Raw genomic sequence first — 13109 nt, 5'->3', positions numbered from 1 at the left:
CTTACGACCTCGGGGGCAATAGTGCGCGGGGGCCCCCCCCCCCCCCGGCGCCCCCCCCCCCCCCCGCCTCGGGTGACCGATCTGCTGTCCCCTGCCGACCGGTCACATGCGCCGGAGCGAGGTCCCATGACGCACGTGCAGTGCGTCGCACGCCCCGGCGGAGCCACGCGTGGTTCTTTCCCTGCGTGTACGCCCCTGGCTGGGGCGGACACCGGTACCAACGAAGGCCCGTGGGGACCGGTCACGCGCCGTACGGGTGAGGACGGGCCCGAACTCAGATCCGGGACCGGACTCAGATCCGGCCCCGGCACAGCTCCAGCATCGTCATGGCGAGGGCCGTGCCCGGCTTGCCCAGTGCGTCCCTGTAGTGGGCGAGGACCTCCATCTCGCGGGAGAGGTTCACCCGGCGCCCGCCCGAGGCGATCCGGGCCTGCTGGATGACGGACGACACGGCCATCCGTTCCTGGATCAGGCCGATGATCCTGTCGTCGAGCGACTCGATGCGCTCGCGGGCGTCCCCGATGAGGGAGGCGGCCTCGTCGGTGCGCGCGCCGGTCTTCTCCGAAGGGGTGGGGGCGGTGGTGGTCGCGGTGCTCATGTCCGAATCTCCTGAACCTTGAAGGGGTGACCCGAAGGGGCCGGTGGGGCCCCCGGGGCGGCGATCAGGTCCGGAAAACACAGAACGCCCCGGACCTTGTCGGCCCGGGGCGCCTGGGAAGTTGCTTGTCAGTGGTTCAAGCAGCACGACCATGGCAGCCGGACGGGCCGGTGCCATAGGTAAAGAGGAAGCTCAGCTGCTTGGACATGTCGGCCAGTATGCCGCGCGGCTTGCGCGGCGGCCAGTGAGGGGCCCGGACGGTTCGGATGGTGAGACAAGAGGCGCGGCCGGTCGCCGTTAGAATCGATAGTCCCGCCACCTTTAACCGCCGGAAGGCCGCCCCGTGCCAGCAGCGCCCCCCGCCGCCCCCGACGTCGTACTCGTAGTCGACTTCGGCGCGCAGTACGCCCAGCTCATCGCCCGTCGCGTCCGTGAGGCCCGGGTCTACAGCGAGATCGTCCCGAGCACCATGCCCGTGGCCGAGATGCTGGCCAAGAACCCCAAGGCGATCGTTCTCTCCGGCGGCCCGTCCTCCGTGTACGCCGAGGGCGCCCCCACCGTGGACCGCGCGCTCTTCGAGGCCGGTGTCCCCGTCTTCGGCATGTGCTACGGCTTCCAGCTGATGGCCACCACACTCGGCGGCACCGTCGACGACAATGGCGCGCGCGAGTACGGGCGTACCTCACTGGCCGTGTCCAAGTCCGGCTCCACCCTCTTCGAGGGCACCCCGGACGAGCAGTCGGTGTGGATGTCGCACGGCGACGCGTGCTCGGCCGCGCCGGAGGGCTTCACCGTCACCGCGTCCACGGACGTCGTGCCGGTCGCGGCCTTCGAGAACGACGAGAAGAAGCTCTACGGCGTGCAGTACCACCCCGAGGTGATGCACTCCACGTACGGCCAGCAGGTCCTTGAGCACTTCCTGTACCGCGGCGCCGGCATCACCCCGACCTGGACCACGACCAACGTCGTGGAGGAGCAGGTCGCCCTGATCCGCGAGCAGGTCGGCGCCAAGCGCGCCATCTGCGGCCTCTCCGGCGGCGTGGACTCCGCGGTCGCCGCCGCGCTCGTACAGAAGGCCATCGGCGACCAGCTGACCTGTGTGTACGTCGATCACGGGCTGATGCGCAAGGGCGAGACCGAGCAGGTCGAGAAGGACTTCGTCGCCGCGACCGGCGTCCAGCTCAAGGTCGTCGACGCCGAGGAGCGCTTCCTGACCGCCCTCGCCGGGGTCAGCGACCCCGAGCAGAAGCGGAAGATCATCGGCCGCGAGTTCATCCGCGTCTTCGAACAGGCCCAGGCGGAGATCGTCGCCGAGGCCGGCGCGGAGGGTGAGGACGTCGCGTTCCTCGTGCAGGGCACGCTCTACCCGGACGTGGTCGAGTCCGGTGGCGGCACCGGAACCGCGAACATCAAGTCCCACCACAATGTGGGCGGCCTCCCCGAGGACCTGGAGTTCGAGCTCATCGAGCCGCTGCGCCAGCTGTTCAAGGACGAGGTCCGCATGGTCGGCCAAGAGCTCGGCCTGCCGGAGGAGATCGTCCAGCGCCAGCCCTTCCCCGGCCCCGGCCTGGGCATCCGCATCGTCGGCGATGTCACGCGCGAGCGCCTCGACCTGCTGCGCGAGGCCGACGCGATCGCCCGCGAGGAGCTGACGGCGGCCGGTCTCGACCGCGAGATCTGGCAGTGCCCGGTCGTCCTGCTCGCGGACGTCCGCTCGGTCGGCGTCCAGGGCGACGGCCGCACGTACGGCCACCCGATCGTGCTGCGCCCGGTCTCCTCCGAGGACGCCATGACGGCGGACTGGACGCGGATGCCGTACGACGTCCTGGGGAAGATCTCGACCCGCATCACCAACGAGGTCGCGGACGTGAACCGGGTGGTGCTCGACGTGACGAGCAAGCCGCCGGGCACCATCGAGTGGGAGTGACCCCCGCCTAGGGGGTGTCCGACGCCGTCGCTCATTCGTTTGGGCGGCGGCGTCGGCGCATGTCGTATGCCGTCTGTAAACGCTCTTCTCAGTCGCCCTACCGCGCGGTAGCTTCCGCCCCATGAACGAGATCCCCGCGCCCATACCCGTCGAGCGGCTCCAGTTCGCGCTGCCGCCCACCCACACGACCCCCGCCGAGGAGCGCACGTACCGCAAGGAACGGCTGGCCGGGGCGCTGCGGCTGTTCGGGCGGTACGGGTACGAGGAAGGCGTCTCGGGGCACATCACCGCCCGTGACCCGGAGCACGCCGACTGTTTCTGGGTGAACCCCTTCGGGCTGGCCTTCGCGGACATGACCGTCAGCGATCTGATCCTCGTCAATGGCCACGGGCAGGTCGTCGAGGGCCGCCACCACGTCAATCAGGCCGCCTTCATGGTCCACGCCCAGGTCCACCGGGCCCGGCCCGACGTCGTCGCCGTCGCGCACACCCACTCCATTCACGGCCGGGCCCTGTCCGCGCTCGGTGAGCTGCTCGCCCCGATCACCCAGGAAGCCTGCGCGTTCTACGAGTCGCACGCCCTGTACGACGCGTACACCGGCGTCTCCGTGGACGAGGAGGAGGGCAGCTGGATCGCGGGCGCGCTCGGCACGCACAAGGCCGTCATCCTGCGCAATCACGGGCTGCTGACCGTCGGGGACTCGGTGGACGCGGCGGCCTGGTGGTTCATCTCCATGGAACGTGCCTGCCAGGTGCAGCTCGCGGCGCGTGCGGCGGGCAGGCCGGTGCTGATCGACCACAAGGACGCCCTCGCCACCCGGGACCAGCTCGGCAGCGATCTGGTCGGGTGGATCAACCATCAGCCGCTGTGGCGGCAGATCAGCCGGGCCGAGCCCGAACTCCTCACGTAGGGCGTCGACTTGTACGTCGAATTGAACACCGATTCGACGCTGGGGCCGGCACCCTCGGCGGCCCGCCCCGATGGGTGTTCACGGCCCCGGGTACGGCACAATTCCCAGGAGTTGCACGGCGTTCAGCGGTGCGATCCGGGCGGGGTCGAAGGGCGGCAGTTTCTGTGGCGGTGCAAGAGGCGAGAGCGGGCACACACGGCGGTGGCTGTATGTGCGGTGACTGCCCGCACGGCGCGCGTGAGGGGCATCGGCGCGCGGTGGCGGAGTTCCTCGCCAAGCGGGACGAGCTGGCCGCGGGCCAGGGGCTGCCCACGGCCGTTGCGCACTCCACCGGCGCTTCGCGCCAGTGGGTGTCCGACGAGCTGACCCAGTCGGCCCGCGCGGTCGCCGAGCGCGGTCGCGAGGCGGGTGAGTCCTGGCTCCGGCTGGTGTGGCGCGCGACCCTGTTCGTGGTGTGGGGCGGTGTGATCGCCCTCGCCCTCGTCCAGTCGTTCACCGCCATCGGCGTCGGGTGGACGGTCGCCCGCAGCGCCGGGCTCGCCGCAGCGCTCATCACCGCCGTCCTGCTGACCGGCGCGGCGCGCGTGCACCGGGCGCGCGGCGGGATCCTCGCGCCCCTCATCGGCGAGGACAACCGGCTGTCCACCTCGCGCGCCGTCGCCGCCTCCTGGGTGCTGCTGGTCGTCTTCGCCGTCCTGGTGATCGCGATCGAGCTGGCCGGCGCGTCCGAGCACGCGGACCGGGACGCCCTCATCGCCGGACTGGAACTGGCCCGTGGCGCCGGCGTGCTGACCGTCCTCGCGCTGACCTGCGCGATCGCCGTCCTGGTGGGGCGCGTGGTGTCCGTACGCGTGCTGAGCCAGCGCCTCCAGAAGGCCCGCGCCGACCGGCCCAGGGCCGCCGACCTGCTCACCGACGACGCGGGCAGCGGCTCCTTCACCGACGTCCAGTACATCGCGGTGAGCGGGGTCGCCGTTGCCTTCGCGGCGGTACGTCTGGCCCGGCGGCCCGAGCAGCTGCCCGACCTGCCGTGGGGCCTTGCCCTTCTGGTGGCGGTATCGGCTGCGACGTACCTCGCGGGGAAGTTCGCGGAGGGCGGCCGGCCCGTCGTGCTGTCCGTCGTACGGGTCAGGGAGGCGGGCGATCTGGATGCCCCGATCCGTACCGGCGACGACATCGAGATCCGGGGCGCGGGCTTTGTGCCGCCGGGCGCGGGGACGCCGGACCGGCTGGCGCGGATGGTGGTGCGGATCGGCACGGTGCACGTCCATGTGCCGCTGATCCCGGTCCCCGGCGGCTTCGCCAACCCGACGGACACGGTGCTGACCGTGCCGGTCCCGGTGGAGGTCGAGCCGGGCCGGGTCGAGGTGCAGGTCGTCACGGCGGCGGGCGCGGAGACCGCGACGGTGACGATCGACGTCACGGACTGACCGGCCGGCCGCAAGGCCCCGAACCCCGTGGTGGGTGTCACGATCGAGGGCATCGACCGGACCGAACCCCGTGGTGGGTGTGACGATCGAGGTCGCGGACCGGACCGGTCGAGATCCCGGACCGATTGACCTGCCGGTCTGGTTGAGCCTGACTGGACCGGCGTACGTATCCATCTTCGAAAGGCGCGAGCAGATTCGTGCCTGCGCGCGGCGCGCGCATTCGAGAGGGGGGACCAGATCATGGCTTACGGGTATCGGACCGGGGACACCATGGGCGGCTTGAGTGCGGGTCCACGCGCGCGTGGCGGCTGGAAAGAGTCGGCGAGCCGCCTGTCGTTGCTGCCGTTGCGGTTGTTCCTTGGCGTCACCTTCATCTACGCGGGCATCGACAAGCTCACGGACAGCCAGTTCATGGCGGCGAGCGGCCCCGGGTCGATCGGCGAACTGATGAGCGGGGTGCGCGACAGCTCCGCCATTCCCGCCCTCGTCGACATGGCCCTGAAGAACCCCGAGGGCTTCGCGTACGCCATCGCCATCGGGGAGATCGCCGTCGGCGTCGGCGCCCTGATCGGCCTACTGGCGCGCCTCGCCGCGTTCGGCGGTGCGCTGATCTCGCTGAGCCTGTGGCTGACCGTGAGCTGGCAGAGCGACCCGTACTACTACGGGAATGATCTGGCCTACCTCGTGGCCTGGCTGCCGCTGGCGCTCGCGGGCGCCGCCGTGTTCTCCCTCGACGCGGCCCTGGCCGCGCGGCGCCGCCCCCGGTAGCTCAGCCAGCTCGCCGCCCCGGCGATCAGCAGGCCGCCGAACACCGTGGGGAGCGCCAGGTAGGCAGGCGTGTGCCAGGCCCCGGCGGCGTCCCCCGCGTAGGCGCCGGCCGTCCCCGCCAGGACCAGGCCGGCGATCAGCTTGCCCGGCCGGAAGCCGTGCAGGAACGCCCGACGGCGTACGGTCGCGGCCGTGGCTACGGAGTCGGACGGGTGCCGGTCGTACGGCGGCTCACCGGCGTGCTCTTCGTACGGTCCACCGGCGTGCCGGTCGCACGGCTCACTTCGCGGCACGGGCCACCTCCACCTGTCCGGCGCCCATCTCCAGGCTCAGCTCCACCGTCCCGGCGGGCTCGGCCCCCTTGGGCGGTTTCAGCGTCTCCCGGATCCGCCGGCCCGGCTGGATGTCCAGGTCCCGCGTCCTGTCGCTCGGCAGCCGGACGTCGCCGAGCCCCACGTCGATGCTCACCTTCACGGTCACATCCTTCGGTACGACGACCAGCAGGCGCCCGGCGCCCACCCCGGCCCCCGTACTCACCTTCTCGTCCACCGGGACCCGTATCCCTCCCAGATCGAGGGTGCCGACACCCGACCCGAGCTCGTACCGCGGCTGCACGGCGGCGACCGACGCGGGCTTCCAGTCGGTGCGCATCCACTCCGTGGAGATCTCCTTCGGCAGCATCGCGGACACGGCGAGCAGGCCCGCCGTGAGCACCGCGAGCACGACCGATCCGGCGCCCGTGCGCCCCAGGAGGGAGCTGACCGCGATGCCGAGGCCGAAGACGGCGAGCGCGCAGGCCAGGCCGATCTGCAGGCTCGTACCGAGCGGCCGACCGTCCCACGACAGGCCGGTTCCGAGCCCGCCCGCGAGCACGGCCAGCAGGAACACCCGGCCGCCGATGCCGCGCGGCCCGCGCGTCGCCGGGTCGCGGCGGCGCGGCTGCGGCGAACGGCCCGAGACCTTGGCCCGTGCCCTGGCCAGCGCGTCGTCGACGATCGCGGCCTCCGGGCCCCACAGGTAGCCGGAGCCGGCCAGGCCCGTCGTGCCGTCCTTGACGATGGGGTCGCGCCACCAGGACGGCGCCCCGTGCACGGGCGGCGCCTGCGTCTCGGGCGGCGCGACCGCGACGGCCTGCGCGGCCACCGGGTCGAGCGGACCGCTCTGCGGGTCGGCGAGGCGGCGGCGCTGCGACCAGTAGGTGGCGCCGGCCAGGGCGACCGAGAGCAGCACGGCGAAGCCGAGAACCGTGCCGTTGTTCAGCATGGACAGGAACAGCCCGCAGCCGATCAGAGCGCAGAGCACGGCGATGAGCGTGGCCCCGTCGACCCGACCCGTCAGGAGCCTGCGGGCCTCGCTCTCCTCCTCGTCGTCGAGGGGGATGAACAGCCAGGCGAAGCCGTAGAAGATCAGGCCGATGCCGCCGGTGACGGTGAGCACGCCGAGCACGATCCGGAAGATCACCGGGTCGAGGTCGAAGTGCCTGCCGAGCCCGCCGCACACACCACCCAGCACCTTCTGCCGCTTGCTGCGGCGCAGCTGCGGCCGCGGCGGCTCGTCGGGGGAGGACACCGGCCGCCCGGGAGGCGCGGCGTCGTGCGGCTCAGTCATACGTCCATGGTGACGGGCGGACGGGCACGGTGGGGCGCACGACGACCCTGGACGATCCCTGATTTCGCCCCTGAGCGCGGGGGAGGGCAGCTAGTGCGCGAAGGCCGCGGAGCCGCTGTCGGGGACGGGTACGCCGGCGCGGGGTACGAGCTGTGCCGCCGCCGGGGGCGAAGTAGGGGTGTGCCGGATCAGGGTCGACTGGGGGACGGACCCTGATGCCCCGGCGCACGGGTACGTGTGACCATCGGAACATGCCAGTCGCCGCACCCCGCCGCCCCGCGGGCCCGCTCGCCCCGGACCCCGAGGAACCGCAGCCGCGCAAGCTCTACCGCAGCGCCGAGGGGCGGATGCTCGGCGGTGTCGCGCGCGGGCTCGCCGGGCACCTCGGGCTGCCCGTGGTGTGGGTGCGGATCATCTTCATCGCGCTGTTCCTGTCGGACGGCCTGGGCGTGCTGCTGTACGCCGCCTTCTGGTTCGTCGTGCCGCTCGGCGTCGGTGGCGTCGACGCGCCCCGGTCCGCCTTCGAGACCACCCCCGACGGGCGCCGCAAGCTCCGCAAGCCCGACAAGGGCCAGGTCTTCGCCCTGGTCGCCCTGCTCATCGGCGCCGCGGTCTTCGTCGGCAACGTGCAGGTGGGCGGCGAGGCCGGGCGCTACATCTGGCCGACCCTGCTCATCTGCTTCGGCGTCATCCTGGTGTGGCGCCAGGCCGACAACGCACGGCGCGCCCACTGGATGGAGATCGGCCACCGCCGCCGGATGCTCCAGCTGGCCCGCGGCCTGGCGGGCGTGGCCCTGGTCGGTACGGGCCTCACCGCGTTCCTGGTGGTGCGCGGCTCGGCGGCGCAACTCGGCAACGTGCTGACGGCCGCGCTCGCCGTCGTCACGGGCATCGCGCTGCTCGCGGGCCCCTGGCTCGTACGCATGACGCAGGACCTCTCCGAGGAACGCCTGATGCGCATCCGCGCCCAGGAGCGCGCCGAGGTCGCCGCGCATGTCCACGACTCGGTGCTGCACACCCTCACCTTGATCCAGCGCAACGCCGAGGACGCGGGCGAGGTGCGGCGCCTGGCCCGCGCGCAGGAGCGGGAACTGCGCAACTGGCTGTACAAGCCGGAGGGCACCGGCAAGGACGAGGACGAGGAGCCGCAGACCCTCGCGGAGGCGGTCAAGCGGACGGCGGCCGAGGTCGAGGACAACCACGGTGTGCCGCTGGAGGTCGTCGTCGTCGGCGACTGCCCGCTCGACGAGAAGCTGGCCGCCCAGATGCAGGCCGCACGCGAGGCAATGGTGAACGCCGCGAAGTACGGTGGCGAGGGCGGAGCGGTACAGGTTTTCGCGGAGGTCGAGGGCCGGACGGTCTTTGTCTCCGTGCGTGACAGGGGACCCGGGTTCGATCTGGACGCGGTACCGGACGACCGCATGGGCGTACGAGAATCAATCATCGGCCGTATGCAACGCAACGGCGGTACGGCCAGGCTGCGTTCCGCGCCCGACGGGGGCACGGAAGTCGAGCTTGAGATGGAGAGGGCGGCGGACGCATGAGCAACACCGAGACCGAGATCCAGGCTGAGGGCAGGCGGGCGCGGGTGGTGCTCGTCGACGACCACCGGATGTTCCGTACCGGAGTGCAGGCGGAGATCGGCCGCACCGAGACCACGGGCGTCGAGGTCGTGGGCGAGGCCGCCGACGTCGACCAGGCGGTCACCGTCATCACGGCGACCCGACCCGAGGTGGTGCTCCTCGACGTGCACCTGCCGGGTGGTGGCGGCGTCGAGGTGCTGCGCCGCTGCGCGCCGTTCATGGGCGCCGTCGACAACCCGGTGCGGTTCCTGGCGCTGTCCGTCTCGGACGCGGCGGAGGACGTCATCGGCGTGATCCGTGGTGGGGCACGCGGCTATGTCACCAAGACGATCACCGGCACGGACCTGATCAACTCGATCTTCCGCGTCCAGGACGGCGACGCGGTGTTCTCCCCGCGTCTCGCCGGCTTTGTGCTCGACGCGTTCGCTTCGACGGACGCGCCGCCGGTCGACGAGGACCTGGACCGGCTCACGCAGCGGGAGCGGGAGGTGCTGCGGCTGATCGCGCGCGGTTACGCGTACAAGGAGATCGCGAAGCAGCTCTTCATCTCGGTCAAGACGGTCGAGTCGCACGTCTCGGCGGTCCTGCGCAAGCTCCAGCTGTCCAACCGGCACGAGCTGACGCGCTGGGCGACGGCCCGCCGCCTGGTGTGACGCGGAGCCACGGGGCCTACCAGCCGGTGGGCTTCGCCAGGTCCGGCAGTGGGATCGTCGGGGCGGGCAGCGGCTTCGTCAGGTCCGGCAGTCCGGGCAGGCCCAGACCTCGTACGACGAACGTGCAGTACGTGTACGAGTAGCCGGGCTGGATCTTGGGCCCGGACGCGTTGTTGCTGATGTTCGCGTCGGCCTTCCCGGCGTTCTTGTGCAGGAAGTGGTAGTTACCGGCGGGCAGTTGGAGCGTCGCCTTGGGGTACTTTCCGCTACTGCCCTTGCAGGCCTGGCTCTTGCCCACCGCCGTACTGGTATACGTCGTGCAGCCCTTGCACGCACCGACCTTGATCGTGCCGGTGGTGGGCCCGGTGTAGAGGACCTCGACCGCGTCGGGGCCGTCGTTGGTGATGACGAAGGGCATCCTGGCGCCGCCGGGACTGCCCTCGGGAGGCAGCCGATTGCCGGCCGCGGCGCGCGTCTCGGCGATCTCGGCGGCGATGGCGATGTTGCGGGCCTGCTTGCTCTTCCCGCTCTGCCTGTACTCCCCGGCGAAGGTCTCCAGCGTCTTGCGTGCCTCGCTGAACTCCTTGTCCTTGAAGTGCTTCACACCGCAGGCGTAGAGACCGTTCTCCACGGGCCGGTCGTCGGCCGTGCGCAGCGCGGCGCCGGTCGATCCCGGCAGCGCGGATGCGGTGGCGCCGATGCGGCGCAGCTCCTCGGTGACCTCGCACGGCCCGTCGTCGTTCATCGCCCCGGCCCGGTCCTTGATCCGGGCGCGGACGGCGGGCTCCACCTTCGCGGCCTGCTTCGACTCGGGGAAGGTGCGCAGCAGTTCACCGAGAGGGCCGGCTTCCGCCCCGCTCGTTTCCTCGCCCAGCTTCGACATGCCGCACTCGTAGTACGAGGTGGCCAGCGGCTGGTCGGGCCAGGTCGCCAGGTCTCCGAGCAGGCGCTTGTCGACCGAGCCGGGAACGGTCCGCAGGTACTTCAGCGCATCGATGGCCAGGCAGTGCTGACCGTTGCTGTACGGCGTGGCGACGGCCTTGTAGTACGCGTCCAGCCGCTCCGGCACGAGCTTGGCGGCCCGCGAGTCCGGGTGGTCCGCTTCGAGCTCGCGGTAGTCGGCGAGGGCGGTCTTGAAGCCCTGCTCGCCGCTGGCGAAGCTCTGGTTGGCGGCGGTCCTGACGGCCCGGTCGGCGTCCCCGAGCCGGTCGAGCAGCACCTGCTCGCGGGCCTCGTCCTGGGCGGAGCCGTACGCGACGGCGCCCCCGGCGGGCACGGCGAGCAGCAGCAGTCCGAGGACGACGGCGATCGCGGGCCGAACGGGCAGCGCGGTGCGCGACCGCAGCGCCCGGCGCGCCCCGTCGGCGGCGGCGAGGACCAGCACGAGGAGATACGCGACGAGCAGCCCGCCCGGTACGCCGTCGGGCTCGGCGGGCAGCGCGATCAGCACCAGCGCGCCGGTCGCGACCCAGCACACCACGGCCCGGATCCACTGACGCAACAGCACGTAACCGAGCCCGAGCCCGGTGAGGTTGAGCAGACCGACGGCCGTGGCGCGCGCGGGGTCGGGCGGGACCGGCGGGCCGACCGTCGGCGGATGGCTGGGCGGTGGTGGCGGAGGAGGCCATACCGGCCCGGACCCGTTGTGCTGATCCCCGTGATCGCCCGCACTCATACCGGCCCCCGAACCGTCGTGCAACGCGCGTCGCGCGCAGTGGGGCATTACGATCCACTAGCGCGCGAAGGGTGTCAATCGGGCCTGCATGTAAGTGACTTGACGTAATATCAGGTGAGCGCGTCGCGGGCGTCCATCAGGGCGAAGCCGAGCAGGTTGAGGCCGTTCCAGGTCGCCGGGGACGCGCAGCGCTGGTCGTCGGCCGCCAGGCCGATGCCCCAGATGCGGTCCACGGGACTCGCCTCGACCAGGACACGGTCGCGCGTCCCGAGAAGGAACGCCCGCAGGTCGTCGTGGTGGCCGAACTTGGCGATACTGCCCCGGACCACGATCCCGAAGCGCTCCTCGTTCCACACCGCGCCGTCGAAGCCGCCGATCTGGCGGCCGAGCTTCTTCGCCTCGCTCGGATGCCCGGCCTCCAGGATCTTCGCCGCCGTCGCGGGGTCGCCGAACAGCCAGGCCTTGTGCGCCATCATGTAGTGCTCGGCGGACCGGTACGTATGGCCGTCCTCCGAGAAGTCCGCCTCCCACCACTGGCTGAGGCCCCCGGCCCCCGGCGTGCCGTCGCGGTTCGGCCGGTGGCCCCAGAAGGGCAGGTAGCGCAGGCGCTGACCGGCACGCTCGGCCGCGACGGCCTCCTCGACCGACCTGGGGAGTGGGGTGCTCGGCATGTGCGATCTCCAGGAGTTGGGTTGAAGGGGAGTTCAGAGAGCGGGCGAGGCCTTCGTGCCTGTGCCCGCAACTGTCCCCGTGCCCGCAACTGTGCCTGTGCCCGTGCCCGGGTTCCCGTCCGTGTCTGCGTCCGTGTCGTCCGCCGTGCGCACATCCATCGACGAGAGCACCACGATCATGACCGCGCCCGCGAAAAGGACGATGTCCGCGATGTTGCCGACGAAGAACCCCGCGTAGTCGATGAAGTCGACGACATGCCCGCGCCCGAAGCCGGGCGCCCGCAGGAGCCGGTCCCCGAAGTGTGTCGTCGCCCCGCCCAGCAGCAGCCCGAGCGCGATCGCCCACGGCGCGGACCGCACCCGCCACGCGTAGGCCGCGATGCCCACCATCGCCAGGCCCGCGAGGATCGTGAACACCCACGTGGCCCCTGCCCCGATCGAGAAGGCCGCACCCGGGTTGTAGAGCAGCACGAAGCGGATGACGTCACCGATCACCGGAATCCGCTCGCCGTTTCCCAGCGCGCTCTCGGCCCACCACTTCGTGCCCTGGTCGACGAGCAGTACGACGACGGCGATCACGATCGCCCACCAGAACAGTCGGCGCCTACCACTCGGCGCGGCGACTGAGTCGTCCCGTACGCCGTCGCTCACGTCGCCGTCGCTGACGTTGTCGTCGCTCGGGTCGGCGTCGCTCGGGTCGGGCTCAGGGATCGAGTGGTTCGTGGTCATCCGATGAGTATCGCGTGTCGGCCGGTCGCTGTTCGAATCTGGGACGGACCCGGTGGTCAGGTGTCCGGCGCTGGGGCGGGCAAAGTGCGGCTCGTGACGGGACCGCCGCTTCCCCCAGCGCGTCGGGATCGACATGCCGATCCCGCTCGCTCACGGCTCCGCGCCCCGCCGCTCGGTGGGGGGCTCAGTGCCTGCGGCCGCCCCGCAGTCGGCTGAACAGGCTCCTGGCCTGGGCGCGCCTCCTGGGGTCGGACGCCGCGCGGCGACCCTGTGCGATCGTGCGGCGGCCCTGCGGACTGCGCGCGTACTGCTTGATCCGGCTGATGATGCCCGGCATGGCTGGTCCTCCGTTCCCCCTCGCGGCCGCCATGCCTGCCATGGCGGCGCTCTGCCCGCCTACCCAGTGCGGGCAGGATTACGCGGGGCGCGGCTAAGGGCTCGCAGAGATTCAACGTGTTGCTTCCGGCGATTTGGCTCGTTGACGTGGTATGGGAATACCTCATGAGATTCGGGATCGACTCGCCTTGAAGTTCGGGGTGTTGTTCCCGCACCTGGAC

At 71.5% G+C, this 13109-nt stretch carries 13 protein-coding genes; 6 read left to right on the top strand and 7 right to left on the bottom strand.

The annotated features are described in order from the left end of the window. Window positions 1-292: 292 nt before the first annotated feature. Window positions 293-598: a chorismate mutase gene (locus tag QMK30_RS34410; protein WP_283522273.1), complete on the bottom strand. Its 306-nt coding sequence runs from the start codon at window positions 596-598 to the stop codon at window positions 293-295. Between the two features lie 343 nt (window positions 599-941). Here QMK30_RS34410 and guaA point away from each other — a divergent pair, with 343 nt between their 5' ends. The 4 genes from guaA (at window position 942) to QMK30_RS34390 (ending at window position 5633) form a co-directional block, all read left to right on the top strand. Next, window positions 942-2525, top strand: coding sequence for a glutamine-hydrolyzing GMP synthase (gene guaA / locus QMK30_RS34405; RefSeq protein ID WP_283522272.1), 1584 nt, complete (start codon window positions 942-944; stop codon window positions 2523-2525). Between the two features lie 121 nt (window positions 2526-2646). Further along, window positions 2647-3435 (top strand): class II aldolase/adducin family protein, encoded by a 789-nt coding sequence (locus QMK30_RS34400; protein WP_283522271.1) that lies wholly within the window; start codon window positions 2647-2649, stop codon window positions 3433-3435. Window positions 3436-3644: 209 nt separating this feature from the next. Then, window positions 3645-4865, top strand: coding sequence for a hypothetical protein (locus tag QMK30_RS34395; RefSeq protein WP_502963278.1), 1221 nt, complete (start codon window positions 3645-3647; stop codon window positions 4863-4865). A 270-nt stretch (window positions 4866-5135) separates the two neighbouring features. After that, window positions 5136-5633: a DoxX family protein gene (locus QMK30_RS34390; RefSeq protein ID WP_283522291.1), complete on the top strand. Its 498-nt coding sequence runs from the start codon at window positions 5136-5138 to the stop codon at window positions 5631-5633. Here the strand turns inward: QMK30_RS34390 and QMK30_RS34385 are convergent. Continuing rightward, window positions 5543-5926, bottom strand: a complete 384-nt coding sequence (locus QMK30_RS34385; protein WP_283522268.1) for a hypothetical protein — start codon at window positions 5924-5926, stop codon at window positions 5543-5545. The genes QMK30_RS34390 and QMK30_RS34385 overlap by 91 nt on opposite strands. Next, complete coding sequence (locus QMK30_RS34380) at window positions 5913-7241, bottom strand: PspC domain-containing protein (RefSeq protein ID WP_283522267.1); 1329 nt, start codon at window positions 7239-7241, stop codon at window positions 5913-5915. Before QMK30_RS34380 ends, QMK30_RS34385 begins: the two co-directional genes overlap by 14 nt. A 251-nt stretch (window positions 7242-7492) precedes the next feature. Here QMK30_RS34380 and QMK30_RS34375 point away from each other — a divergent pair, with 251 nt between their 5' ends. Together QMK30_RS34375 and QMK30_RS34370 are read left to right on the top strand one after the other, a co-directional pair. Continuing rightward, the gene (locus QMK30_RS34375; protein ID WP_283522266.1) at window positions 7493-8785 is read left to right on the top strand and encodes a PspC domain-containing protein; all 1293 of its coding nucleotides are present in this window, start codon (window positions 7493-7495) and stop codon (window positions 8783-8785) included. Further along, the gene (locus QMK30_RS34370) at window positions 8782-9477 is read left to right on the top strand and encodes a LuxR C-terminal-related transcriptional regulator (RefSeq protein WP_283522265.1); all 696 of its coding nucleotides are present in this window, start codon (window positions 8782-8784) and stop codon (window positions 9475-9477) included. Before QMK30_RS34375 ends, QMK30_RS34370 begins: the two co-directional genes overlap by 4 nt. Window positions 9478-9493: 16 nt before the next feature. On the opposite strand, the gene QMK30_RS34365 is transcribed toward QMK30_RS34370, so the two are convergent. The 4 genes from QMK30_RS34365 to QMK30_RS34350 all read right to left on the bottom strand — a co-directional run bounded on the left by QMK30_RS34365 (window position 9494) and on the right by QMK30_RS34350 (window position 12889). Beyond that, window positions 9494-11152 (bottom strand): hypothetical protein, encoded by a 1659-nt coding sequence (locus QMK30_RS34365; RefSeq protein ID WP_283522264.1) that lies wholly within the window; start codon window positions 11150-11152, stop codon window positions 9494-9496. Window positions 11153-11262: 110 nt separating this feature from the next. Continuing rightward, entirely contained in the window at window positions 11263-11823 is a 561-nt protein-coding gene (gene ybiA / locus QMK30_RS34360; protein WP_283522263.1) for a riboflavin biosynthesis intermediates N-glycosidase, read from the bottom strand. A 33-nt stretch (window positions 11824-11856) separates the two neighbouring features. Then, window positions 11857-12552 (bottom strand): signal peptidase II, encoded by a 696-nt coding sequence (gene lspA, locus QMK30_RS34355; RefSeq protein WP_283522262.1) that lies wholly within the window; start codon window positions 12550-12552, stop codon window positions 11857-11859. A 184-nt stretch (window positions 12553-12736) separates the two neighbouring features. Continuing rightward, entirely contained in the window at window positions 12737-12889 is a 153-nt protein-coding gene (locus QMK30_RS34350) for a hypothetical protein (RefSeq protein WP_283522261.1), read from the bottom strand. Window positions 12890-13109: the final 220 nt, after the last annotated feature.

This window comes from Streptomyces sp. H27-C3, assembly GCF_030063415.1.
In the GTDB taxonomy this organism is placed as follows: Bacteria; Actinomycetota; Actinomycetes; order Streptomycetales; family Streptomycetaceae; genus Streptomyces.
This window is presented reverse-complemented; position numbering and strand designations above follow the sequence as displayed.

What these genes read in the sequence shown, in the direction of transcription:
- QMK30_RS34350 (WP_283522261.1), bottom strand. Translation starts at nt 12,889, where the DNA reads ATGCCGGGCATCATCAGCCGGATCAAGCAGTACGCGCGCAGTCCGCAG.
- QMK30_RS34380 (WP_283522267.1), bottom strand. Translation starts at nt 7,241, where the DNA reads ATGACTGAGCCGCACGACGCCGCGCCTCCCGGGCGGCCGGTGTCCTCC.
- QMK30_RS34410 (WP_283522273.1), bottom strand. Translation starts at nt 598, where the DNA reads ATGAGCACCGCGACCACCACCGCCCCCACCCCTTCGGAGAAGACCGGC.
- QMK30_RS34370 (WP_283522265.1), top strand. Translation starts at nt 8,782, where the DNA reads ATGAGCAACACCGAGACCGAGATCCAGGCTGAGGGCAGGCGGGCGCGG.
- ybiA (WP_283522263.1), bottom strand. Translation starts at nt 11,823, where the DNA reads ATGCCGAGCACCCCACTCCCCAGGTCGGTCGAGGAGGCCGTCGCGGCC.
- QMK30_RS34390 (WP_283522291.1), top strand. Translation starts at nt 5,136, where the DNA reads ATGGGCGGCTTGAGTGCGGGTCCACGCGCGCGTGGCGGCTGGAAAGAG.
- QMK30_RS34375 (WP_283522266.1), top strand. Translation starts at nt 7,493, where the DNA reads ATGCCAGTCGCCGCACCCCGCCGCCCCGCGGGCCCGCTCGCCCCGGAC.
- QMK30_RS34395 (WP_502963278.1), top strand. Translation starts at nt 3,645, where the DNA reads ATGTGCGGTGACTGCCCGCACGGCGCGCGTGAGGGGCATCGGCGCGCG.
- lspA (WP_283522262.1), bottom strand. Translation starts at nt 12,552, where the DNA reads ATGACCACGAACCACTCGATCCCTGAGCCCGACCCGAGCGACGCCGAC.
- QMK30_RS34365 (WP_283522264.1), bottom strand. Translation starts at nt 11,152, where the DNA reads ATGAGTGCGGGCGATCACGGGGATCAGCACAACGGGTCCGGGCCGGTA.
- QMK30_RS34400 (WP_283522271.1), top strand. Translation starts at nt 2,647, where the DNA reads ATGAACGAGATCCCCGCGCCCATACCCGTCGAGCGGCTCCAGTTCGCG.